Annotated in this window: 16 protein-coding genes; 15 read left to right on the top strand and 1 reads right to left on the bottom strand. The window is 46.3% G+C overall.

Going from position 1 to position 25829, the window contains the following annotated elements; all coding sequences use genetic code 11:
• The first annotated feature begins 90 nt into the window (after window positions 1–90).
• The 4 genes from ACSBL2_RS15835 (at window position 91) to ACSBL2_RS15820 (ending at window position 5142) form a co-directional block, all read left to right on the top strand.
• Window positions 91–579 (top strand): RNA polymerase sigma-70 factor, encoded by a 489-nt coding sequence (locus ACSBL2_RS15835; RefSeq protein WP_442587516.1) that lies wholly within the window; start codon window positions 91–93, stop codon window positions 577–579.
• Window positions 580–750: 171 nt separating this feature from the next.
• The gene (locus ACSBL2_RS15830; RefSeq protein WP_442587515.1) at window positions 751–1404 is read left to right on the top strand and encodes a hypothetical protein; all 654 of its coding nucleotides are present in this window, start codon (window positions 751–753) and stop codon (window positions 1402–1404) included.
• A 76-nt stretch (window positions 1405–1480) separates the two neighbouring features.
• On the top strand, window positions 1481–3865 hold the full coding sequence (locus ACSBL2_RS15825; protein WP_442587514.1) for a TonB-dependent receptor: 2385 nt from the start codon (window positions 1481–1483) through the stop codon (window positions 3863–3865).
• A gap of 62 nt (window positions 3866–3927) precedes the next feature.
• The gene (locus ACSBL2_RS15820; RefSeq protein WP_442587513.1) at window positions 3928–5142 is read left to right on the top strand and encodes a hypothetical protein; all 1215 of its coding nucleotides are present in this window, start codon (window positions 3928–3930) and stop codon (window positions 5140–5142) included.
• A 69-nt stretch (window positions 5143–5211) separates the two neighbouring features.
• On the opposite strand, the gene ACSBL2_RS15815 is transcribed toward ACSBL2_RS15820, so the two are convergent.
• On the bottom strand, window positions 5212–5427 hold the full coding sequence (locus tag ACSBL2_RS15815) for a hypothetical protein (RefSeq protein WP_442587512.1): 216 nt from the start codon (window positions 5425–5427) through the stop codon (window positions 5212–5214).
• A 241-nt stretch (window positions 5428–5668) separates the two neighbouring features.
• Here ACSBL2_RS15815 and ACSBL2_RS15810 point away from each other — a divergent pair, with 241 nt between their 5' ends.
• The 11 genes from ACSBL2_RS15810 to ACSBL2_RS15760 all read left to right on the top strand — a co-directional run bounded on the left by ACSBL2_RS15810 (window position 5669) and on the right by ACSBL2_RS15760 (window position 25827).
• On the top strand, window positions 5669–6187 hold the full coding sequence (locus ACSBL2_RS15810; RefSeq protein WP_442587511.1) for an RNA polymerase sigma factor: 519 nt from the start codon (window positions 5669–5671) through the stop codon (window positions 6185–6187).
• Window positions 6188–6189: 2 nt separating this feature from the next.
• A complete protein-coding gene (locus tag ACSBL2_RS15805) occupies window positions 6190–6834 on the top strand; it encodes a hypothetical protein (protein ID WP_442587510.1) in 645 nt (214 codons plus the stop codon).
• 157 nt (window positions 6835–6991) lie between these two features.
• Window positions 6992–9865 carry a glycoside hydrolase family 97 catalytic domain-containing protein gene (locus tag ACSBL2_RS15800; protein ID WP_442587509.1) on the top strand — a complete coding sequence of 958 codons (2874 nt, stop codon included), beginning with the start codon at window positions 6992–6994 and terminating at the stop codon, window positions 9863–9865.
• A gap of 15 nt (window positions 9866–9880) precedes the next feature.
• Complete coding sequence (locus ACSBL2_RS15795) at window positions 9881–14209, top strand: two-component regulator propeller domain-containing protein (RefSeq protein ID WP_442587508.1); 4329 nt, start codon at window positions 9881–9883, stop codon at window positions 14207–14209.
• Window positions 14210–14332: 123 nt separating this feature from the next.
• Entirely contained in the window at window positions 14333–14902 is a 570-nt protein-coding gene (locus ACSBL2_RS15790; RefSeq protein ID WP_442587507.1) for an RNA polymerase sigma factor, read from the top strand.
• A gap of 306 nt (window positions 14903–15208) precedes the next feature.
• Window positions 15209–17161, top strand: a complete 1953-nt coding sequence (locus ACSBL2_RS15785; protein WP_442587506.1) for a beta-L-arabinofuranosidase domain-containing protein — start codon at window positions 15209–15211, stop codon at window positions 17159–17161.
• A 295-nt stretch (window positions 17162–17456) separates the two neighbouring features.
• On the top strand, window positions 17457–17660 hold the full coding sequence (locus ACSBL2_RS15780) for a hypothetical protein (RefSeq protein WP_442587505.1): 204 nt from the start codon (window positions 17457–17459) through the stop codon (window positions 17658–17660).
• Between the two features lie 8 nt (window positions 17661–17668).
• A complete protein-coding gene (locus ACSBL2_RS15775; RefSeq protein ID WP_442587504.1) occupies window positions 17669–18859 on the top strand; it encodes a glycoside hydrolase family 88 protein in 1191 nt (396 codons plus the stop codon).
• 12 nt (window positions 18860–18871) lie between these two features.
• Window positions 18872–20773 carry a glycoside hydrolase family 97 N-terminal domain-containing protein gene (locus tag ACSBL2_RS15770; protein WP_442587503.1) on the top strand — a complete coding sequence of 634 codons (1902 nt, stop codon included), beginning with the start codon at window positions 18872–18874 and terminating at the stop codon, window positions 20771–20773.
• A 19-nt stretch (window positions 20774–20792) separates the two neighbouring features.
• The gene (gene fucP, locus ACSBL2_RS15765; protein ID WP_442587502.1) at window positions 20793–22076 is read left to right on the top strand and encodes an L-fucose:H+ symporter permease; all 1284 of its coding nucleotides are present in this window, start codon (window positions 20793–20795) and stop codon (window positions 22074–22076) included.
• Between the two features lie 496 nt (window positions 22077–22572).
• Complete coding sequence (locus ACSBL2_RS15760; RefSeq protein WP_442587501.1) at window positions 22573–25827, top strand: SusC/RagA family TonB-linked outer membrane protein; 3255 nt, start codon at window positions 22573–22575, stop codon at window positions 25825–25827.
• The last annotated feature ends 2 nt before the right edge of the window (window positions 25828–25829 follow it).

The raw sequence follows: 25829 nt of genomic DNA, 5'->3' as shown, positions 1-25829 counted from the left end.
ATAGGGGAGACCAGCCGCTAAATGAATTCTCTATTTGTAACGAGTCTAAATATGTATATATTTGAGGCGGCCGAAATGCTGCCTTATAATATGAATAAAGAACAATTTGAAGACCTTTACAATAATCACTGGGATAAGCTCTTTGCATTTTGTTTGAATTATACGAATGATCCCCATATTTCTAAGGGGCTGGTACAGAATATTTTTATCTCAATCTGGGAACGACGCGAAGAGCTGAGCATCCAGGGTGCAGCAGAAAATTATTTGTTCAGGGCAGCGAAACTGAAAGTCGCGGAATATTTTAGAAATAAGGCGATCCGCAGGACTAACCTGGAGAAAGCCACGGTTAACCAGGCAACATCAAAGAATAATATTGAAGATTTTATCTATTTCAACGAACTCAAAAACAGGGTGAAGGAGATTGTAAGTAAACTTCCCCCGCAATGTAAACTGGTGTATACCCTGAGCCGTGAGAGTGGATTGAAAAACTCAGAGATTGCAAATCAGATGTCTCTCGCAGAAAAAACAGTAGAAAACCATCTTACCCGTGCCTTAAATACCCTGCGGTCAAAATTATAAATAAGCCGCTCCACCGTTTGCCTGATAGGGTAGCTATACCTCCGGACGTGCTGAAAGCATAAAATGTTTTTTCTCCTGTTAGTTGATTGGTGTTCACCATCAGTCATTTATCGTTCAGTATTGATGCTCCGAAAAAATATTTTATTTTTCATTGGGGGAAAACATCGGGTGATGCAACTTGTCTGTAAATCACACGAAGTAATGAAGGTCAGCCCGGTAATTCTTGAAAAATATTATAGTGGTACAGCAAATGCGGAAGAGCGGAAAGCTGTGGAACTATGGCTGGAGCATCCGGAACTGGATCTGCCCTCTTCTGCTGTAGTGCCGGGGGAAGAGTTACGTACAGACATGTGGCATGAAATCACTACGGCCACCTCCCGCAGACGCCACTTGAGGATCACAGGAAACCTGATCGGGATCGCTGCCTCTTTTGCAGCCATTTTTACCCTGTTCTCCCTGTTTTACACGCCTCAGCAGCATCCCTTAGCAGAGGAAAGTTATACCGGAAATATCACACTCAAACCCGCCTCTTATAATAAAGGGAATTACCAGATGGGCAAAACCGGGGAGTTATCTTTCTGTGGGGATATGGAGATCAGCAATAATGGGGAGGAGGATTTTCAGGTTTTGTTTAAAACATCCTGTGCAACCTCCCGACCCATGCAAAAAAGCTGTACGATCCAAAAGGGAGAGGCTTACATCGCAGTGATGTTTACCCATAGAAAAGAAGAAATATTGGTCATCAACAAAGAAGATTTCAGAAGGGAAACGCAGCCCTTACCCTTGCGGTTGACCCAAAAGATAGCCAACGAATTTAAGATATAAAAAAAGCTGCACAGCTGTAACTGTGCAGCGAATCCCAATATTGGGAAAGATACTTTCAAACGAACATTTAAAAGCGATGCAAATTAACAAAAATTTGTTGACCTGGCTGTTTTGTGCCCTGTTTTCTACAGGATATGCACAAAAAAATGCCGGAAACAAACTTTCAGGTACAGTAAAAAGTAGTGATGGCCATGCCATAGAAGCCGTTTCCATTTTACTTTCCGGTCAGCAGGATTACCAGGCTTTATCAGATAAGGATGGACATTACCAGTTTATACAGGTTAAACCTGGGAACTATACCCTGAAGGTATCGGCTACAGGCCATCTCAAACTGCAAAAACCGGTGACCATCTCTGGTCCTTCTGCCGAACTCGATCTTACCTTACAGACAGCTGCACGAAATCTGAATGATGTGCTGATTACCGGTCAAACCAAAAGTCAGGAGTTAAAACAAGCCGGTTTTGCTGTAAATGCGATAGAACTGAAAAAATATGGGAATAGCACGGCCGATTTAAACCAGGTCCTTAGCCGTAGTTCAGGCATTAATATCCGCGAGCAGGGCGGTCTGGGCTCCGATTTTAAGTTTTCTGTCAATGGTCTTTCAGGAAAACAGGTGAAGTTCTTTCTGGATGGAATTCCTATGGAGAACTTCGGTAATTCCTTGACACTGAATAATATTCCTGTGAATCTGGCAGAGCGTATCGAGGTCTATAAAGGGGCTGTTCCAACCCATCTCGGGGCTGATGCCCTTGGAGGAGCAGTAAATATTGTGACGAACCAGGGGCTGAAGCAATACCTGGATGCCAGTTACAGTGTGGGTTCCTTTCATACCCACCGTGCTGCACTTGCGGGCAGGTATACCGATCCAAAAACAGGATGGGTGATCGATCTGAATGGATATTATAATTTCTCAGCCAACAATTACCTCATGCGGAACAGCGAAAAATATGATGCCGCTATCCGGCATGTGGTAGGAGAAGGAGACAATCAGACTTACGAATATGTTGATAGCAAGCGTTTCCATGATGACTATGAGTCGGTGATGGGAAAAGCAGATATTGGCTTTACCGGTAAAAAATGGGCCGATCTGTTTAAGATAGGTTTTCTGTATGCCAACCAGCACAAGGAAATCCAGACCCTTGCTACCCAGGAGTCTATTGTCGGTGCAGCAGATAAGAAGAGCAATTTTTTTCTGCCTTCCATCAGATACCGTAAGGATAACCTGTTGCTAAAAGGTTTGAACTTAAGCCTGTTCGCCAGTTATGCACGCGACAATTCTCAGATTACCGATACTTCAAGGAATGTGTATGACTGGGCAGGACGTGTTTATAAGTCAGATAATACTGCAGGGGAGTTCAACAGGGATTTTTCTATATACCATTATAAAAATAGTTTTGGTCTGGGACAGCTGAATCTGGATTATGCCATCAATGCACACCATGCCCTGCAGTTGAATTACAATGTCAGTCTGATTAGCCGTAAAGGATATGACGAGCTGGATCCCACGCAGTCCAAAAATGCTTTTAACGACCCGAATACCATTAATAAACATGTCGCAGGTCTTTCCTGGCAATCTGCCTTTTTTGACGACAGACTGAGTACGAGTATTTTCGGAAAATATTATGGCTTCAGGGCAACGGTCAGGGAAGTGGTCAATTATACAAATGGCGTAGGATTAAAAACAGACTCGCGTGGAAAACAATACAACTATTATGGTGCAGGTATCGCCACAAGGTATAAACTGAGCAAGCGTCTGGGGGTCAAATTTTCGGCAGAACATGCTTACCGCCTGCAGGATGCAGAGGAGTTGTTCGGAGATGGCATTGCAGTGCTTTCCAATCCCAACCTGGAGCCGGAGGAAAGCAACAATTTTAATTTTGGCGCTTATTATACCCATACTGCCGGAAAGCACCAACTCAGTGCAGAGGCAGCAGGATTTTTGCGGAAGGCTAAGAATTTTATCTATTATATTTCAAACCAGACCAGGTATTCCATTTATACCAATGAAATGGATGTGGATATCAATGGACTCGAGAGCAGTGTTGAATATACCTATAATAAGTTGGTACATGCGGGATTGAACCTGACTTATCAAAATGCAAGGCGCAGCAATGGTTACAAAGACCGCGTTCCCAACCAGCCATACCTGCTTGGAAATGCCGATTTATCTATCATGAAAGATGACCTGATCGGAAAAGGGACCAATATTACCTTAAGCTGGTTCGGGCAGTATATCAAAGATTACTTTCTCTCCTGGCCCGGTCAGGGTACGGTAGATACAAAGATCATTATTCCAACACAACTGATCCATAATGCCTCTTTATCCTGCAGTTTTGACCACAATAAGTACAACGTCTCTGCTGAGGTCAGAAATATCACGAACAGGCTGGCTTATGATGACTTTAAGTTGCAAAAGCCGGGCAGGGCAGCCTACCTGAAGTTCCGCTACCTCATTAAATAACCATACCCGGTAAGCATTCCTCAACCGTATTGAAATTTTTAAAAATAATAACTATCAGATCAATGAATAAATTAGCCAAAAATGCAACAATCGGACTTTTGTCAGTCCTTTCACTAGTTTCATGCAGCAAAAAGGATGATGACAAGGGGACTGAAAACCCTGAAGGATCTTCGGCCTTCACCATTTACGGGGCAACCGCAAGTCCTATTTCAGAGTATATGTTAAACGTGAGTAACCTGGGCTCCGGCACCATCACTTCCATAGGAAATGGGATAGAGATGACAGGTAAACTGAACAATTCCATGTGGACCATCAGGAAAGGTAATACCTTTTATGCACTTAACCGCCAGACCAAAGTGTTCAGTAAACTTGTCCTGGAAAATAATACCTTCAAAATGGTCAAAGAAATTCCATTTACACAGCTGGCCTATTTGTGCTGGAACCAGTGGGTAGATGAGAATACATTATTAATCGGTGGAGGTTCCCTGGACGGATTGACAATTGCGTATACGGTGATCAATACAGAAACACTGACGATAACCAAAAGCGGTACTTTACCCGTAGCTGCACCTGCAGCAGGATTAAAAGTAACCCCATGTTCCGGTATCCTGAAAGATGGTAAATTATATCTGGGTTATACCTATACCGACGACAATTATACGAATGAGGTGTACGCCATCGATAAAGCTTATCTTGCGGTTATGGATTATCCTTCACTGGCGAATGTAACCCTGTCTGAAGATACCCGCTCTACCTTCCCGGGTTCTGGAAGGGTAGGTCTGGAAGCGCAGTTCGTTTATAATAATGATATCTATATCCTGACTTCTCCGGTGGCCTGGAATGGCGATAATAAACATAAACCTACAGGTTTTTATAAAATTAAAAACGGTGAAACCACTTTTGACAGTGCTTATTTCTTCGATCTGTCGGCCAAATTAAATAACAATGATCCTGATGGGATGATGTACCTGGGCAATGGAAAAGCTATCGTAAGAAATTATAAAGATGAGTTTGTCACTACCTGGGATGACTGGGGTAAACCTATTGTAGAATACTGGTACCTGGATGTGGTTGCACAGACCACAACAAAGATTAATGTGCCTTTATTTTATGGTGGCGCCACTACTTATGGTTATGCTGATGGTAAAGTTTATCTTCCTGTCAGAACAGATGCGGATGGATTGAATATCTATGTGTATGATCCCGCAACCAATACAGTGACTAAAGGCGCGAAAGTAAACGGTCTGCATGATATTCAGGCGATCTATAATTACTAAGCGACAGTTCTCAAATTATATTTTTAAAGCCGCATACATTTGTTATGCGGCTTTTTTATGCGATCCATTTTAGAATCCCGGATCATTCCCAGGTGTATCTTCTTCAATTTTTTCGGCAAGCTGCGTACCTTTTCCATCCGCAAAAGGCTGATCTTCTTCGGTGTACTTCAATTTTTTACTCTTTGGCGTCTCGTCTTCTTTATTCTCAGGACTATTGACTGCGTCCGACTGGCTGAAGGTCATTTTCTCTTCTTTAGGTTCCTGGTTTTCATTTTTGCTTTCCATAATCACACATTTTAATATAAGGATAGATTGTTATGCTTAACAAGCGGAACTCAAAAAGGTTGTGTTGATCGACGTTGAACAACCTAGAGCGGATAAAGAATTTACTCATTTCCTGCAGCTGCCTGAAAAGCCCGGGTCATGATCTTCCGGTTGTGGTAAAAAAGTACGTAAATCAATTTAATTTGTGATATTTCTGAAACTCATGCGAATAATTAATAAATGTTCGTCTTAAACAAAAATAATGATGGGTGCAGTAGTTAAAGATAATGCTTTGTTCTTGTCGGTGATAGAAGCCCATAAAGGTATCTTATACAAGATAGCCAGTGCTTACTGTGCTGATGCCGAAGACCGTAAAGATCTGATTCAGGAAATTATTGTACAGCTGTGGAGGTGTTTTGAAAAATATGATAACAGGTATAAGTATTCTACCTGGATCTACCGTATAGCGCTCAACGTGGCCATATCCTTTTACCGCAAAGAAAGCAGGAGGGCAATTATTTCCAATCCTGTTTCTCAAGAGATCGTGTATCTGCCAGATTGGGCGTATGACAACGAAACAGATGTAAAACTTAACCAGCTTCAAAAATTTATAGCGGAATTGAGGGAATTGGATAAAGCGGTTCTGTTACTTTATCTTGAGGAAAAAAGCCATAAAGAGATTGCCCTGATCATGAACATTTCTGAAACCAATGTGGCTACTAAAATTGGCCGCATCAAGACCAGTTTAAAAGAAAAATTCTCAAAAATTAAAAATCAATAACAATGGAAGATATAGAAATCATTAGTCTCTGGAAATCATACGATGAAAAATTAACTGAAAACCTGGCTTTCAGCAGAGAAAATGCCAGTGAAATTACTAAAATGAAGGTACGCTCCTTTTTGTCGCGCATGAAACCTGTTAAATTTTTTGCCGTATTAACAGGCATAGCCTGGGTAATATTTGTTGACAGCCTGCTCATCCATTTGCTTCATGTAGCCAGCCCTTTTTTCCTGATCTCCGCAGGATTGCAGGTTTTGATCATCAAAATGGCCATAGGAGTGTATCTTTACCAGCTGATTCTCCTGCACCGGGCTGATGTATCTGAATCTATACTGGAAACTCAGGAACTCATATCCAGGCTTAAAATATCAACCCTGTGGGTGGCACGCATACTTTTCCTGCAGTTGCCATTGTGGACAACATTTTACTGGAATAGAAGTATGCTGACAGGGGGGAATATCTGGCTGTATAGCTTGCAGATTATGGTGACGCTCTTCTTCGCCGGAGTCGCTGCATGGTTATTTGTTCAGGTCAATTATGAAAACACGAACAAAAAGTGGTTTCGCCTCCTGTTTAACGGTAAAGAGTGGACGCCACTCTTTAATGCCATGGAAATATTGAGCCAGGTGAAGGAATATAAGCAATAGAGACTCAATATCGCCCATCATTTCTGCTCCCGGCAGTAATGATCAGCATTTGCCGGATAATATTTATATATTCCAGAGTATAAGATCCTGATATCATTGTCTTACAGGTATGATCCGATTTATCTACATCAGCACTATACGGTTAATTCTCTTTTTAATGCCCTGCGCTGCGTCATTTGCCCAGCCTGCATCACTACCGGGTGTCTTTTCGCCCGACCGTGAAACCATGTTTGAAATTGGCCTGAATTCCGCTGAGGAGCTGCAGTACCGGGTGACTTACCTGGGCAGGGAAGTGATTTCCTGGTCCCCTATGGGATTGCTGGTCAATCACCTGAAGTCAGCAGGGAAAGTAACCATCACCTCCAGTTCCCGGCGCAGTTTTTCTGAGAATATTCCATGGCGGCTTGGGGAAAACAGCAGCATTCAAAATAATTATAATGAGCTGACAGTCTCCTGCCGTTCCGCTGCAATAGAGATGACTGTAGAAGTCCGCGTGTTTGACGGAAGTATTGCATTTCGCTATGTCTTGCCCAAACAGGCGCAGCTGCCATCAGGGAGTCTGGTGATCAACAGGGAGCAGACACAGTTTAACTTTACCAGTCCTTATCATATCTATCAGTACCATCATGAATCCGTTTTTACACCTGTACGTATTGATTCTTTGTCCGGTGCCAGTGATTTACCTTCTACGCTGAGGGATGGAAAAGTTTACCTTACCATAGGGGAAGCGGCAAATGATCAGTATACCAAAGCGGAGCTGACCAAAGGAACAGCTGCCAATAGCCTGGCGGTAGCTTTCCTGCAGGATACAGCGCTGACCGCAATTTTGCCTTTTCAAACACCCTGGAGAACAGTGGGTTTTTCACAAACGGCTATCGGACTCCATGCGCATAGCGAACTCCCGCTGAAGCTGAACCCACAGCCATATCAGGCTGTTCCCGACTGGATTAAACCGGGAAAGGTCATGCGGTCGGAGCTGAATACGCAAAGTGCATTCGACTGTATAAACCTGGTTAAAAAACTCGGTTTCCAATATGTGATGTTTGATGCGGGCTGGTATGGCCCGGAAAGGAGTCCGGCTTCCAACCCGGCGCTGCCTATCCCGGCGATTGATATGCCAAAGGTGATCAGCTATGCCAGGGAAAACGGCGTAGGAATTATTTTATATGTGAACTATATCGGATTGCAGCATCACCTGGATACCATCCTGCCACTCTATAAAAAGTGGGGGATAAGCGGATTGAAGTTTGGTTTTATCGACGGCTTTACCCAAAAAGGAATCACCTGGCTCAGCGATGCCATTAAAAAGGTAAACGATGCTGGTCTGTTTATCAATATCCATGATAACTATAAACCAACCGGACTCAACCGCACTTATCCGGCGCTGCTCACACAGGAAGGCATTCGTGGCGATGAGAATAGTCCAGATGCCTTTCACACCACAGTTTTACCCTATACCCGTTTCCTCGCTGGCGCTGCAGATTTTACTTTTTGCTTCCCCAACCCGAAGAATGACTTCAGCAGGAACCTGAAAGTCAGTAAAGCACAGCAGCTTGCACTAACGGTCGTGTATTTTAGTCCCCTTCAGCACCTGTTCTGGTACGGCAGGCCACTGGATTATACCAACCTGGAGGAACTGGAATTTTTTACCCATGTCCCTACCGTATGGGACGAAACACGTTACCTGAAAGGGGAGATCGGCGAAAATATCAGCGTCTCCCGCCGCAAGGGAAATACCTGGTATGTCGGGAATGCGGCCGGTTTTAGCGATTGGAAAGGCAGCCTGCTGTTCGACTTTCTGGATGCCGGGAAAAAATATGAAGCTACAGTCTATGAAGATGCCGGGGGAAGTATCGTTAAACGTGTGCTTGATCTGAAAAAAAGGGATGATTTCCCATTTGAGATCAAGGCGAAAGGTGGCATGGCCATGATCATCCGTCCGCTGGAAAACCAGGTGTCCAAGAAAAAGCGCGTGTTTGTCCATCCCGGTATCCTGCACAACAAAGCATCTTTACGTCATTTTTATGCAGTGAATAAGAAGAAATATGATCCGGAATATGGTTCCTTTGAAATCTTAAGCAAGCATCCCCTGGCGCAAGCAGATTATCAACTGCAGGGACCGTTTAAGACCATCTCGCGCGACGGTGAGTTTGCCTTTACCAAGAATAAGATGGAAGCCGATTTTAGTGCGGCCTACCTGAATGCAGTGATGTGGTCGGCTACCAAAAATCCGGCCTATGCAAAAAAATCGATCAGTATCCTGGAAGCGTATGCCGATACGCTGTCGGTTATCCCACCTACGAATGATGCACCGCTGTTGGTGGGGCTGGAAGGAATAAAGATAATCAATGCCATCGAGATCCTGCGCTTCAGCTATAAGCCACTCAGTAAAGCTCAGCTGAGCAAAGTGACGAAAATGATCACCACTGTATTTTTGCCGGTAGCAGAAAAGTTTTACCGGGTGAAGGCCTATACCAATGGGAACTGGGGAGCCGCAGTAACGAAAATGTATATCTCCGCCGCTATCTTCCTGGACAATGAAGATATGTACAATAAGGCACTGGATTTCTATTTAAACGGGAATGATAACGGCACGATAAAGAACTATATCAGCGGCACCACCGGTCAGATTCAGGAAAGCGGGCGCGATCAGGGGCATACCCAACTCGGCATCGGCTGTATGGCAACGGTCTGTGAAATTGCCTATAACCAGGGCGACGATTTGTATGGCCTGCTGGAAAACAGGTTGTTAAAGGGCTTTGAATATGCCGCCAGGTATAATCTGGGGAATGATGACCTGCCTTTTGAAACCTGGAAGGACGTGACTGGGAAATACAGCAGCTGGACAAAAATTTCTCCGCTGGGCCGCGGTAAGTTTATTCCCATTTATGAAATGGTGTATAACCATTATGTGAAACGTAAGGGCTTGAAAATGCCTTATACGGAAGAGGTGCTCAAACGTATCCGTCCGGAGGGATACGACCGGGACCAGCCTGCATTTGGTACGCTGTTTTATTACGGGGCGGAATAAATTGGAACACCGTAAATGCCTGCAGGGTTTTACAGCAAGACAGGGGGAAGTTCAGGTACAGCAGAAAGATCAGGTACAGCAGAAAGATCAGGTGCAACTGAAAGATCAGGTGCAGAAAAGGAATATAAGCACGAAAATTTCATCTTATCTGCGTACAATGTTTATCTTGTAGATCCAACTATAAACTGTGTCCCGGTGAGATTTTTTCTGTTATGCTGTGTTTTCCTTCTTGAATTTAGCCATGTCCGTTCTGCCAGTGTACCGGCAGATATTCCTATTGTGACTTACCTCGACGTGGAAAATGGCTTGTCGCACAATACAGTACGGTGTATCTACCAGGACCGCAAGGGATTCATGTGGTTTGGAACACGCGATGGCCTGAACCGCTATGACGGTTATGGCTTTAAGGTCTTCAGAAATAAGTTCAATGACAGGAATTCCCTGGTACATAATATTATCCACAGCATTACCAGCGATGCAGAGGACCATCTCTGGATCGGTACCCGCCATGGACTGAGCGTTTACGATGAGGTGTTCGGGAAATTTACGACCATACATTACCAATCCGGTGATGCGCTGAAACCACTTCAGGCAGTGATTAGGGATGTCCTGGCAGATCCAAAGGGCAATATGCTGATTGGTGCCGAAGAACTGGGTCTGTTGTATTGTAAAAAAGGCAGTTTCAACGCCAGCCAGATTCCTTTGTGGTATAAGGGAAAAAAAACCTTCCAGTATGGGGTGCAGTCAGTCCGGATGACCGGAGGGGGACAGGTATGGGTTTTCGTGCAGAATCTGGGTTTATGCAGACTCGATTATGGGTCGATGACCCTCCGGCTGGTGAATACGACCATCCTGCTTGCCCTCTGTATGGCCATTGACGGGGAAGATATCTGGATCGGTACTGCCGGGGGACTGTTTGCCTATGATGCAAAAGCAAATCAAATCAGGCCCGTTTTCGGACAGGAGAAAAGTTTGAACAGCAAGGCGGTTAACAGCCTGTATGCCGATCATTCACACCATTTGTATATCGGGACAGTCAGCAATGGGGTGTACCGCTATGATCCCAAAGAAAGAAAACTACAAAATCTGCTTGCCGGGGAACGCAATAATTCAGTCCGTAGCGGAATTGTCCATGCCATCTATGTCGATAAAGGGTTAAGGAAATGGATAGGCACTTCCGTAGGGGGACTCAAACTGATCGATCCGAATAAAAAGCAATTCCAGACCATTACCCACCTGCCGGGAGATAAAAATTCATTGGCAGGCAATGATGTTTCTGCCTTTCTGGAAGTTGGTCAGGACCAGCTGTGGATCGGTACTGAAAGTTCCGGCCTGACTTTGTGGAACCGCAGGCTTGGCTCATTTGTAAATTACAGGAATATCCCCGGCGATAAAAGCTCCATATCGAGCGACGTGATTACCTTCATTAAAATGGATTACAAGAAGGAAATCTGGATGGGAACCTTTACCGAGGGACTGAACCGCTATCATCCTTCGACAAATAATTTTACCCGCTACCAATGTATAGATCCGAATACCGGAATTGACAGTAAGGTGGTGTTTACCCTGTTTGAAGACCGGGATAAAGAGCTTTGGGCGGGAACATTACGCCGGGGGAGCCTGCTGGGAGCTTTATACCGGCTGAACAGGGAGAAGGATAAGTTTGAACTGTTTGATACCCGCCTGACGGATTTGTTTACCATGGTGCAGGATTCCAGAGGGGTGTTATGGGGCGGTAATTTGAGTCAGCTGGTGAAGATCGATAAAGTGGGAAAGCATCACCAGTTTTTTACGGTCGGCTATACGGTAAGAGCTATTTATGAAGAGCCGAACGGCGATTTATGGGTGGGAACAGAAGGAGGGGGACTGCTGTTGTTTGACCGGAAGACCTCCAGGATTAAAAACAGGTATTCTACTGAAAATGGTTTGTCGAGCAATTCGGTCCTTTCCCTGCTTGATGACGGGAAAGGAAACCTGTGGATGACTACCTATAATGGTCTGATCAAGTTCAACAGGGCCAAACGGACATTTAAAACTTTCTACCAGAGTGATGGCTTGCTGGCCAATCAGTTCCAGGTCAGTGCGGCACTGGTACTCCGCTCCGGCGAGATGGTGGTCGGCGGAATCAAGGGCTTCAATATTTTTCATCCTGACCAGATTCTTCCATCCAATAACAGCCCTAATCTGAGGTTAACCGGCTTGAGGGTAAATAATGTTCCTTTCGAACAGGATAATTCTTATGCCACAAAGCTGGAAGGTAACCTGATCTCCGAGCTGAAGGTTCCGTATGATCAGGCGGTGTTTAACTTCGAATTTACCGCGCTGGAATATAGCGCAGCTGATAAAATATCCTATACGTATTTCATGGATGGCTGGGATAAAGGATGGAACAATTCCGGTAATTCCAGGAATGCCGCCTATACGCATGTGGATGAAGGTACCTATACTTTCAGGGTCAGGTCTACCAATGCCGAAGGTGTATGGGGGAAACAGGAAATTGCCCTGAAAATTATTGTCCTGCCTCCCTGGTACCGGTCATGGTGGGCCTACCTCTTTTACCTGTTTGCCGGTGTATCTTTAATCCAGCTGTACCTGCTTTACAGGGCTAAACAAACGAAACTGAAATATGAGGTAACCATTGCGAAGCTGGATGCACGGCGGGAGAAGGCAGAGTTTGAGGTGGAGCGTGCGGCACATGAAAAGGAAAGACTGATCGCTGAGAAGGAAAAGGAACTCAATGAGAAGAGGCTTACTTTTTTTACTAATGTTTCTCATGAGTTCCGTACGCCATTGACTTTGATTATCAATCCTGTAAAGGACTTAATTGAACGCCTGAATTCCGGGAAATCTGAAGAGTTTAAGGACCTGAATATCATTTACAGGAATGCCCGGCGGATGTTAAGCCTGGTCGATCAGCTGCTGCTGTTCCGCAAAACCGATACCGGGGCCGATGAAGTTACGGCCTCAAGATTGAATTTCTACGACCTCTGCAAGGATGTTTACCTGTGCTTCACACAGCAGGCAAATGTGAAGATGATCAGTTATGATTTTGTTGCCGGCAATACGGATCTGGAGGTTTACGGAGACCGCGGAAAGATCGAGATTGTGTTGTTTAACCTGATTTCGAATGCCATGAAGTATACCCCTTCATTGGGTTCAGTTAAAATTGAACTGACAGAGACCGCCGATGAGGTGCTGGTCTCTGTAAGCGATACCGGGTATGGCATTCCCGAAGAGGAAGGGGACAGGATCTTTGACCGTTTTTATCAGGCCAGACGCAGGGATAACCACTCCAAACCCGGTTTCGGTATCGGACTTTACCTCGCTAAACAGTTTGTGGAAGCACATTCAGGGACCCTGTCTTACAGGCCTAATGCCGGCAAGGGCACCATCTTTCTGCTTAAACTGCGGAAAGGTGAGGCGCATTTGCCGCCTATTGTCATTGCGCCCGGCTATGAGCAGGAACCAGTTTTTCTAAAGGAACTGGCTCCTGATGAATGGCTTGTGCAGGAGAATGAAGAAGAAGTGGATCTTGATGGGGAGCTGATGAGTGATAAACAGTCTATCCTGATTGTAGATGACGAATCCGATATCAGGGCCTATATCAGGAATATCTTTAAATCAGCCTATATCATTTATGAAGCCGAAAACGGAGATGCCGGTCTGCAAATGGCCTATACGCACTTGCCTGACCTGGTGATCACCGATTTTAAAATGGAAGGGCTGGACGGCATTGAGTTCTGCAAGAAGATCAAGGAAGATCCTGCACTTTCCTATATCCCTGTGATCCTGTTGACCGGCAGTTCTTCGCAGGACCTGAAGCTGAACAGTCTTAAGGGTGGGGCAGATGATTATATTGCCAAGCCTTTTGAAAAAGATTACCTCGTTGCCCGTGTCGCCAACCTGTTAAAGAACAGGAACAACCTGCAGAGTTATTTTTACAATGAGATCACGCTGCAGTCCAATACCATTGTCATCTCGGAAGAATACAAGAAATTCCTGGACCGCTGTATCCTGACCGTAGAAAAACATTTGAATGATCCGGAATTCGGTATCCAGTCGCTGGCAAATGAAATCGGCATGAGCCATTCCAATCTCTATAAACGGGTGAAATCCATCTCCGGACAATCGGTCAGCGCCTTTATCCGTTTTATCCGGTTGAGGAAAGCTGCAGAAATAATGATCCATACCTCCTGTAATGTCAATGAGGCTGCTTTTCAAACAGGTTTTAATGACTCCAAATACTTCAGCAAACAGTTTTCTAGGCTGTTTCATCTTACCCCATCAGAGTTTATCAGGAAACACCGCAAGTCTTTTAACAAGAAATACAAGCTTAAACCTTAACCAAATCCCCTTTTATGCCCCATTAAATCGGGATAGATGAAAATGTACCCCTTCTTTACGATTTTGTACACGCCTGTTTTTCGCATAGCCTCCATATTCGTATCAACCAAATAAGAATGCGCTATGAATACGATTGATGAATTGAGGGTTTTATGGGATAACTCCAGAAATGATGATGAACATGCTTTTGCCCTGCTTCACCAGGATCTTTATCCTTCTTTGTTTGCTTATGTAGTTAAAATCATCAAAGATGAAGACCTGGCCGATGATCTCCTGCAGGAGCTGTTCATTAAGTTATGGCAGACCAAAACAGCGATCGGGACTATTGTTAATGTGAAAGCCTATTTCTTCAGGTCTATCCGGTGTATGGCTTTAAATGATATCAAAAGCAGACAGCGCAGGGAGGTAAAGCTCGATGCCATGCCTGTGCCTGAACTGGAATTCTCGAAAGAGGAACTGATGATGTCGGCAGAGTTTGACGCCGGTCTGAAACATCTGCTGTTGCTGAAGCTGAATGCACTGCCAGCGAAACAAAGGGAGATTATCCATATGCGTTTTTATCAGGACCTCGACTGTACGCAGATCTCCGATATTATGGGCATCAGGTACCAATCCGTCGTGAATCATGTGTACAGGGCGGTGTCTTCGTTACGCGAAACCTGTGCTTTCTCTGAATTGTACGTCGCTTCGTAAAACAGGTGAGGAAAAGCACCTCTTGCGGCAGCAGTAGGGTACGTCGTTTCGTAAAACAGGTGAGGAAAAACACCTCCTGCAACAGCGATAAGGTACGTCGCTTCATAAAAACAGTTGAGGAAAAGCACCTCCTGCAGCAGCAATAGGGTACGTCGCTTTATAAAAATAGTTGAGGAAAAGCGCCTCCTGCAGTAGAGATAGGGACGTCGATTCATAAAAACAAATCAATAACAAGAAGAAAAGCAATAGACTGCGGCAGCCACAGCGTATGCCGTTTCATAAAAACAAGGTGATCACACAAGAATAATGATGGATAAAAAGGTATTGAAAAGGTTGGGTGTATGTTTTTTTTTACTCGGTGCCCCCTTATACACAGTGGCACAATATGTGGGCCAGCATGCAGATCAGATCAGTGTCACGACAAAAATACCGGTCAAAGCATATAGTTTTGATCTGCAGGATGTGAGATTGCTGAATAGTCGTTTCAAAGAGAACATGGACCGCGAAGGCCGCTGGATGCTGTCCTTGCCCAATGAAAGGTTGCTGCACAGCTTCAGGGTGAATGCGGGAATGTTAACCGATAAAAAGAGCAGCAAGACCAAAATGCCTGAACCACTGGGAGGCTGGGAATCGCTCGATATGGAACTGAGGGGCCATAGCATCGGTCACCTGCTTTCCGGTTTGTCATTTCAATACGCTTCAACCGGGGAGGAGGTGTTCAGGAGAAAGGCAGACAGCCTGGTATCCGGCCTGGCCGAAGTGCAGCAGGTGCTGAATGAGGATGGTTACCTGAGTGCCTTCCCGCAAAATTACATAGACAGGAATATCAAAGGCAAATCGGTATGGGCTCCCTGGTATACCCTGCATAAGATTGTCGCCGGCCTGATTGATGATTACTGGTATACCGGTAACCGGCAGGCACTTGATGTGGTGCTTAAGATGGCCTCCTGGTCGTATCAGAAAGTCAATGGTTTAACTCCTGAGCAGCTTGCGCTGATGCTCAGGAATGAGTTTGGAGGGATGAATGAAGCCTGGTACAACCTGTATTCCATCACGGGCAATCCGGAGCATAAAAAACTGGGCGATCTTTTCTATCACAAAGCGGTGCTTGACCCCCTTGCACTGCAACAGGACAGGCTGCATAAGATGCATGCCAATACTGTTATTCCCAAAATCAATGGGGAAGCCCGCGCCTATGAGCTTACAGGCAGGGAGAAGGAAAGAGCGATCACGACATATTTCTGGGATAATGTGCTCAGTAAGCAGACTTACGTCATTGGCAGCAACAGCGATAAGGAGCATTTTATTGAACCCGGAAAAATATCGGCCTATATAACCGGTTATACGGGGGAAACCTGCAATACGTATAACATGCTGAAGGTCACACGGCACCTGTTTACCTGGAATGCCCAGGTGAAGTATGCAGATTACTATGAACGGGCGCTGTACAATCATATTCTTGGTCAGCAGGATCCGGAAACAGGTATGGTGTGTTATTTTACTCCGCTGAAAGCAGGTGCGTTTCGTCTGTACAGTACGCGTGACAGTTCTTTCTGGTGCTGTGTAGGCTCAGGATTCGAGAGTCAGTCGAAATACGGCGAAGCGATTTATTACCATGACGATCAGGGTGTTTTTGTGAATCTGTTTATCCCTTCCATACTGGATTGGAAGGAGAAGGGGTTGAAGCTCCGTCAGGAAACGAATTACCCGGAAGATGCAACCACTCGTCTGTTTATAGATAAAACCAGCGCCAACAGCAAGGTTAAGCTCTATATCCGGTATCCCTCATGGGCAAAACGGGGTGCTCTGATCCGGATAAATGGTAAAAATATTAAAATCACGCAGCAGGCGGGCAGTTACATTACCCTTGCTCATCCCTGGAAAGAAGGTGATGAAGTTGAAATTACCTTTCCAATGTCCCTGCGGCTGGAAGCCACGCCCGATAATCCGAAGGTAGCGGCGGTGATGTACGGTCCGCTGGTGCTGGCTGGGGAAATGGGTACTGCTGGAATGCAAAAACCGCAACCTTATCATGATCCCAAAGACCCGTACCAATATTACGACTATGATTATGCCATTCCGGAAGGACTGGTGCATGAACTGGATGTTCCTGGGGGAAAGATCTCTGCTCTGCTTCAACCCGTAAAAGGCGTGCCACTCAGCTTCGAAACCTCCGGCAAGACCGGAAAGGCGATCCGGTTGATTCCGTATTACAATGCACACCGTCAGCGCTATGTCGTATACTGGGACCTGAAATAAGCCTTGTCACTTCTAAAAGTGTCATTTGATTCCTGCTCGGAATGTCGTATACTGGGACCTGAAATAAGCCTTGTCGCTTCTAAAAGTGTCATTTGATTCCTGCTCGGAATGTCGTGTACTGGGACCTGAAATAAGCCTTGTCGCTTCTAAGGGTGTCATTTGATTCCTGCTCGGAATGTCGTGTACTGGGATCTGAAATAAGCCTTGTCGCTTCCCGGAATGCTCAGGAGGAGCAATTCTTTGAAGAATTTCCGGAATCAGGAGTATCCGGACCAATTGCTGTTGTCTTATGGGTATGGAAACAAAGAAAACTTCGGATGCCGCACACGAAGAGAAGCTGCCATTTTCTTTTACAAAGGAAGGGTGCAGCTCCGAAAAAACCGGGAAGCACTGGCAGAAAATAGCGGCTGCACTATCACCCCTCAGCAAGAATAGCGACCCTGAAAGCAAAAATCAGGCTGCCCCGGAACAGGGGGAACCACCATTTCCAAAATTATAATTCATGTTATGCTCAAAAATATATTCCTACCCGTCTTCATTGTACTCTTATTTCATTCCTGCCAGGCACAGTTCAATGTGCAGGTCCCGCTGGATTATTGCGCAGTACAGGCGAAAAAAACATTAAAAGTAATTCCCGCAACTGCAGTAAATATACCCAGGAGTATAGACCAGGGGAAAACCGAATGGCATTTTGTGGGGTATGGCGACTGGTGCAGCGGTTTCTGGCCGGGAACGCTCTGGTACCTGTATGAAAGTACAGGAGATACCACATTTAAAACAGCGGCCGACCGGTTTACAAGGGAGCTTAGGCCCTTGTCTGTACAAAAGGCAGTAGACCACGACCTGGGCTTTCAGGTTTTCAGCAGTTTTGGGAAGGGCTACCGCCTTACCGGCAACCCTGACTATAAAAAGGTCATCCTGGCGGCTGCGGATACGCTGGCGACCTTATTTAACCCGAAGGTGGGTACCATTCTCTCCTGGCCACGATCGGTGCCGCATATGGACTGGCCGCAGCACAATACGATTATTGATAACATGATTAACCTGGAATTGCTATTCTGGGCAGCCAGGAATGGAGGCCGCAAAGCTTTGTACGATATGGCAGTGTCACATGCGCGGGTGACCATGAAGAACCATTTCCGTCCCGATTTTAGGGCTTACCATGCGGTTGTTTATGACAAGGATACCGGCAAGAAAATCAAAGGCCTTACCCACCAGGGATATGCAGATGATTCGATGTGGGCAAGGGGACAGGCATGGGCCATTTACGGATATACCATGTGTTACCGGGAGAGCAGAGATCCCGCCTTCCTGGATTTTGCCGAGAAAGTGACAGATGTATACCTGAAAGACCTGCCTGCCGACAGGATTCCCTATTGGGATTTTAATGATCCTGACATCCCTAATGCCCCGCGTGATGCTTCAGCGGCAGCAGTGGTTGCCTCCGGATTGCTGGAACTGTCGGCCTTTCTAAAGGATCCGGCCAAAGCGGCCCTCTACCGTAAGGAAGCAGAGGAAATGCTGCGCAGCCTGTCCTCCGCAACCTACCAGAGCAGGGAGAAGAACAGTGCTTTTCTCCTGCATTCCACCGGGAACCATCCTGCCGGTTCCGAAATTGATGCCTCCATTATTTACGCTGATTATTACTATGCCGAAGCATTGTTGCGGCTGAAAGAGTTACAGCAAAAAAACAAATAACCTATGATTTCAATGTATAAACGCTGCTTACCCATTTTTCTGCTGACTTTTTCCTTCAGCCTTACGCAGGCCCAGAAGATCATCCCGGAATCTGACAAGACCATTTCCTCCCCGGATAAAAATCTTGTACTCCGGTTTTACCAGAAACAGATTGCAGCGCATCAACGTGCTTTTTACTACCAGCTCAGCTATAAAAATAAAACGGTTATAGGAGAATCTTTACTTGATCTGCAGCTGGATAATCACCTGTCAGAAAGTGCTATGGCGCTAAAAGTCGACCGGCACAAAAAGTGGTTCGATAACCTGCAGATTAAACATATCGTCAGCTCCGAAAAGGATACCTCATGGAAGCCGGTATATGGCGAGAAAGCGCTGATACGCGATCATTACCACATGATCACCGTGCATACGGTGAAAGAGGACCATCCGATCTACCGGATGAACATTGAGCTGCGGGTGTATAACGAAGGTGCTGCTTTCCGCTTTTATTTCCCTGAAAATGAAAAAGGGACTTATTACAGGGTGATGGCTGAAAATACAGAATTTGCCCTGGCGGAAGGAACGCAGGCATGGGTAGCGCAATGGGCACAGGCCCCTTATGCAAAGCTGCCGCTGAGCAACTGGGAGGCTGAAGCCGAGCGTCCGTTGACGCTGGAATTGCCAAATGGACTGTTCGCTTCCCTCGCGGAGGCGCAGCTGGTGGATTATTCGCGTACCAAATTCAGGCTGAGTACGGATAAAAGCCATACCATCGTCACCTCCATGTTTACACCGGCAGACCTGATTTCTCCATTCGCGTCTCCCTGGCGGGTGATTATGGTCGCGGAAAGTCCGGCGCAGCTGGCGCAGAACAATCAACTTATCCTGAATCTGAATGCACCTTCAAAGATAAAAGACGAAAGCTGGATTAAACCCGGAAAGATCATGCGTGTGATGTCGCAAACGACGAAAGATGCGATGGACAATATTGATTTCGCCGTTCAAAGGCAGCTGCAGTATATCCTGTTCGACTGGAAATGGTATGGCCCTGCATTTAGTTTTGATTCCGATGCTTCGAAGGTTGCTATTCCGGATTTTGATCTTCCCCGAATCATAAAGTACGGGAAGGAAAAAGGAGTCGGCGTATGGCTTTATGTCAACCAGCAAGCCTTGCTGATGCAATCAGACAGCTTGTTTGCGGTGTATAAAAAATGGGGTGTCGCAGGAGTGAAGTTCGGCTTTGTACAGTCAGGTTCACACCGCTGGACCACCTGGCTGGAAAAAGCAATCCGACAGGCCGCTGCGAATGGCATCATGGTGAATATACACGACGACTGGCGTCCTACCGGCGAGCAGCGTACCTGGCCTAACCTAATGACGGCAGAAGGGATCCGTGGAAATGAAGAGATGCCGGATGCGACCAGCAATACAGTGATGCCATTTACAAGATATATAGCTGGTGCAGCGGATTATACCATCTGTTATTTCGATAAACGCATTAAGACTACGCATGCCCATCAGCTGGCTTTGGCAGCAATTTATTTTAGTCCGCTGCAGACGCTTTACTGGTATGATCAGCCTTCTGATTACCAGCAGGAACCTGAACTGGAATTCTGGGATAACATCCCGACTACCTGGGATGAAACCAAAGTGCTGCAGGGTGCCCCGGGGGAGTATGTCAGCACGGCAAGACGTAGTGGAGGGGACTGGTTTCTCGGGACTATTACCAATACTGCTGCAAGGGATCTGGAGATCAGATTCGACTTCCTTCCCAAAGGAAAAACCTATACGGCAAAAATATATAGTGATGATGACAAGTCAGATACTGTAACTAAGGTAAGTATCACTTCAAGAAAGGTCACGCAGTCTACAGTGTTAAAAGTAAAGCTAAAACCCTCCGGCGGACAGGCGATCTGGCTGCAGGCAAATCCTTAAATTATTTATCCCATCCATCATGTCCCAAAAAGTATCCTTCACTGATAAAAAATACATCTCCACCCTCATCTTCGTCACCTCCCTGTTCCTGTTATGGGGCATGGCTATCACCATGGCCGACGTCCTCAATAAACACTTTCAGCAGGTGCTGAGCCTCTCTAAATCGCAATCTGCCTTTGTGCAGTTTGCGGTATTTGGTGCCTATTTCGTAATGGGCATTCCTGCCGGGCTATTCATGAAGCGCTTCGGGTACAAAAAAGGGGTGCTCTTCGGCTTATCCTTATTCGCTTCCGGTGCTTTGCTGTTCGTTCCGGCTGCATATTCCGCCTCTTTTGGTTTCTTCGGCCTGGCCCTGTTCGTTATGGGTTGTGGGATGTCGACCCTTGAAACGGTCGCCCATCCCTTTGTGGCCTCCCTGGGTGATCAGCGGAGCAGCGACCAGCGGATCAACTTTGCGCAGGCTTTCAATGCTGTAGGGGCGATCCTGGGGCCGATGATCGGTTCGTACTTTCTGTTGCGGCAGCACCTGCCGGGAAGCAGGGATCTGAGTTCGGTCAGCCTGTTATACGGTGTAATTGGGCTGGTGCTCCTGGTCATAGCGGTCTCTTTTTCATTCGTCAGGGTTCCGGAGACTACCGATCCGCATGCAGCCATTGTTCCTGTCGGAAGGGAGATAGAGGCTTCAACAGCAACTTCCGGAGCTGCCCAGGCAGATGCGGAAGCGATCAACATTGATCTCGCTCCGGAGAAAAAATTAATCCGGCACAGGCACTTCGTCTCGGCAGTGGTGGCACAGGTATTCAATGTTGCTGCGCAAGCCGGAACCTGGGCCTTTTTTATCAACTACGGGCATGAGGTCATGGGCTTCAGCGACATGACGGCGGCAAATTACATGAGCGTCTTTATGGGGATGATGCTGGCTGGCCGATTCATAGGGACATTCATTATGCGTATATTGGCACCAAACAGGCTGCTGGCGGTCTTCGCTGCTGCAAATGTGGTATTGTGTATCATTGTGGCGCAAAAGTTCGGCTGGCCGTCTTATATCGCTTTATTGCTGATTAACTTTTTCTTCAGCATCATGTTTCCCACTATATTCAGTCTTGGGATCAAAAATCTCGGCAGGCATACCCAGCAGGCTTCTTCGTTTTTAACCATGGCCCTGGTAGGGGGAGCGGTGTTTCCATTTCTGATGGGTCGGGTGGCAGATACCGCAGGTGTGGCCAATGCCTATTACCTCCCGATTATCTGTTATGTGGTGATCTTTTTATTTGGCGCCCGTTTGTATAAAGTGAAACCTTAACAGGGGAAGGATGGAAGATTCAAAGGGAAGGATGGAAAGATTCAAAAGGAAATAGAAGGATTCAAAGGGGGAATGAAAAGATTCAAAAAAGGTTAGTTCCTGAACTAAGGCCAGTTGGGGAACTGCAGCACTTAACGGTTTTTAACAAGGCTCAGCCGGGTCAAATATCACCTAAAAACAGGGTTTTAAAAATACTCCAAAATTGTACTATCTCTGTTTTAAGGTGATTTTAAAAATTATAAATGTTTGTATTTCAGGTATAAATGTTCTTTATGTAAAATAAAGCTTTTTCATATTGCTATTGTCATGACGGTGCTGTTACCTGTACGCCTTCCTCCGGCTCAGAAAAATATAATTCATAAAAAATCAAAATACTGAGTATCAGAAACCGATTTGTTTGTCTGATATTTAAAGGGGATGCCTGCACCAGATCGTTTTTTTACCATCTGATCATGTCTCTCTTTCAAGGTTGAATAATCTTTAAAACTAATCAAATATGAAAAGTGTGCTATGGAAAGGAGTAAGTCTCTGCTTGCTCGTTTTATCAATGACCTGTATCCGCATGACGACTTTCGCGCAAGCCGTGGTAACAGGAAAAGTGATTGATGCCAAAACCAGTGAGACCATTATTGGGGCCTCGGTAAAAGTAAAGAATGGAACAGGAGGAGCCATCACCGATGCGAATGGAATCTTCAAAATCAATGCGGCCGCGGGAGCGATCCTGCAGGTCAGCTATATCGGCTACCAGCCACTGGAGGTACCCGCAACTTCAGGGACCATGGTCATCAAGATCTCTCCTGCGCTGAATGACCTGAATGAAGTGGTGGTCGTGGGATATGGTACACAAAAGAAAGCCACCCTTACCGGTTCTGTCGCTACAGTCGGTGCCAAGGTGTTCCAGGACCGTGGCCCTTTAAGCAATCCGCTGGCTGCCTTGCAGGGGCAGGTTCCCGGAGTGGCCATTACCCGCAATTCCGCACAACCCGGACGTGAAAGCTGGAATTTCCTGATCAGGGGTAGTGCCTCTACCAATTCCACAGAACCCTTGATCGTCATTGATGGGGTACCTGTACCGAGTGTCAGTTCCCTGAGTACGCTGAATCCGGCCGATGTGGACAATATCAGCTTCCTGAAAGATGCAGCTGCGGCGATCTACGGATCAAGGGCGGCCGGTGGTGTGGTTTTAATCACCACCAAGAAAGCGAAATCGGGTAAAGCAGTGATCAGCTATAACGGTTCCTATTCTATAAAAAATGTGGGACTGCAACCCAAACTGGTGGATGTGAACGGATGGGGACCCATGATTCTGGAAGCCCGTTTAAACGACGGACTGGGAGAATCCGATATCTGGGCGAACCTGGCGAAAGCATCGATTTATGCAAAGCAAAACGGACTGGATTACCTGACACAGGAGCAATACAAGGCTGCCGGTTTCACCGGATTTACTGATGTGAAAGATTTTCCCTTCTACAATGGCACCATGCAGGATATCCTGTGGGGTAATGCTGCTTCCGAAGAGCACCAGCTGAGCATTGCCGGCAGGACTGACAAAGCCGGTTACCGTATCTCCCTGGGCTACCTGAATGATGAAAGCCTGCTGCAGGTGGGAAACAATTCCAACAGAAGGTACAATTTCAGGCTGAATACAGATTACCAGGTGTCGGACAGACTGAAAGTTGAAGCCAATTTTTCCCTGGAAAGAAGTGACATCATCCAGCCGGCGAATATTGGCGCAGTGCTGAACAATGGTACCCAGCCGGGATTGCCTACAGCAGCGCTGAATGGCAGGCCTTATATCTGGGGATCCGGGATCGGTAATGCCTCCCCGAACAGTATCGCAGATCTGGGAGGTGATTCCAAAGAATACAATACCCGTTTCAATACCAGCGCAAACGCTACCTATACCATCAGCAAAGACCTGAAGGCAGTTGCCACCGTAGGCTTTAATTACAATGATGTAGACTACAGGACAAATGAAAATGTAATCAATTTCTATGATATCACAGGTACTATCCTCAACAGCTCCCTGGCGCCAAGCAGTGGCTCTTCCAGGAGTTTTTACCAGCGTGTTGCTAAAAGACAGGCTTATTATACCACCAACGTATTCCTGGAATACAATAAAACGAGCGGCGACCATGAGCTTAAATTGCTGGGTGGCGGTCAGTATGAGCGCAATGAGAACAATTCGTTTTTAGGCAGGACCATGGATGTCTTAAATGGCATTCCGCCATCCTTGAGTCTGGGAACAGGAGATGCCAGCTCCAAATCGGTTTCTGAACTTCAGGACCACTATGCGCTGGCCGGTTTCTTCGGACGGGCCAACTATACCTACAAAAGCAAATATCTGCTGGAAGCCAGCATCAGGTACGATGGCAGCTCCCGCTTTATTGCAGCAAACAGATGGAAACCCTTCTTCGGCGTACTGGGAGGCTGGCGAATCAAGGAAGAGGACTTCCTGAAGGGGGTAGATTTTGTGAGTGACCTCAAACTCCGCCTTTCCTATGGTACCGCAGGGAACCAGAGCGGGATCGGGTTATATGACTATATCAACCTGCTGGTGCTGAACAGTTCTCAAAATGCACAGGCCTCATCTTTCCCTATTATCGGTACGGCACCGGTAGTGCGTGTATCACCGGGGAACCTGGTGGCACTGGACAGGACCTGGGAAACGGTCAAAACCACCAATGCAGGGGTAGATTTCGGATTTCTGGGCGGTAAGCTGACCGGTAGTTTTGATTACTTCCTGAAGTACAACTCCAATATGCTGATCGCAAGGGCTTATCCTTCGGTACTGGGGGCAACCGCACCTGCAGGAAATAACGGGGAGCTGCGGACCACAGGATGGGAATTTGCACTGAACTGGAATGGAAAGGCAGGCGACCTGAGCTACCATATCGGCGGGAACATTGCAGACTATAACAATAAACTCCTGAAATACGGGGGCCAGCAGCTCATCAGTTCTGCCAACCGTGGATTCAATGATGCGGTAGAAGGGTATGCCCTGAACACTTATTTCGGTCTGGAGTATGCAGGACGCATCCAGACTCAGGAACAGCTGGAAGCGTACAGAAAACTGGTTCCGAATAACAATATCAATATCCCGGCAGGTGATGGAACGAACCGTTCAAACTCATTGCAACTGGGTGATAATATGTACAAAGACCTGAATGGCGATGGCAAGATCACCTTCGAGGGAGATGCAAAAGCCCTGGGGACAGATGATCCGCATTATATCTATTCCTTCAACGGAGGCGTCAACTGGAAAGGTTTTGACATGAACTTTATCTTCCAGGGGGTTGCAGAGCGGACAATCATCAGGCAGGGCAACTGGACGATTCCTGTAGGGGTAGTCTACCAGGCACAGAATGCCGCATTCGTTGACCAGTGGTGGACACCCAGCAGAACGGATGCTGAACTGCCAAGGTTATCTTCCACCGGAGCGATCAACAATTACAATTATTTCCCTTCCGACTGGGTGGCACAGAGTGGTGCCTACCTGCGCCTGAAGAATGTGGTGGTCGGCTACACCTTACCGCAGGCCATGTCGCAGAAGATTAAAATCGACCGTATCCGTGTTTATTTCTCAGGAAACGACCTCTGGGAGTCGACCAAAATCAGGGACGGCTGGGATCCCGAAGCGCCAAGGACGGTAAATAATACGGGTGATACCGCTAACAACAATGTCAGCACCTTTAGTCAGCGTTACCCATTCTACCGTTTCTACACCTTTGGCTTGAACCTTACCTTTTAACA

Source organism: Pedobacter sp. AW31-3R (assembly GCF_052180285.1).
In the GTDB taxonomy this organism is placed as follows: Bacteria; Bacteroidota; Bacteroidia; order Sphingobacteriales; family Sphingobacteriaceae; genus Pedobacter.
Note: the sequence above shows the minus strand (reverse complement) of the source record. Positions and strands in the feature narration are given on the sequence as shown.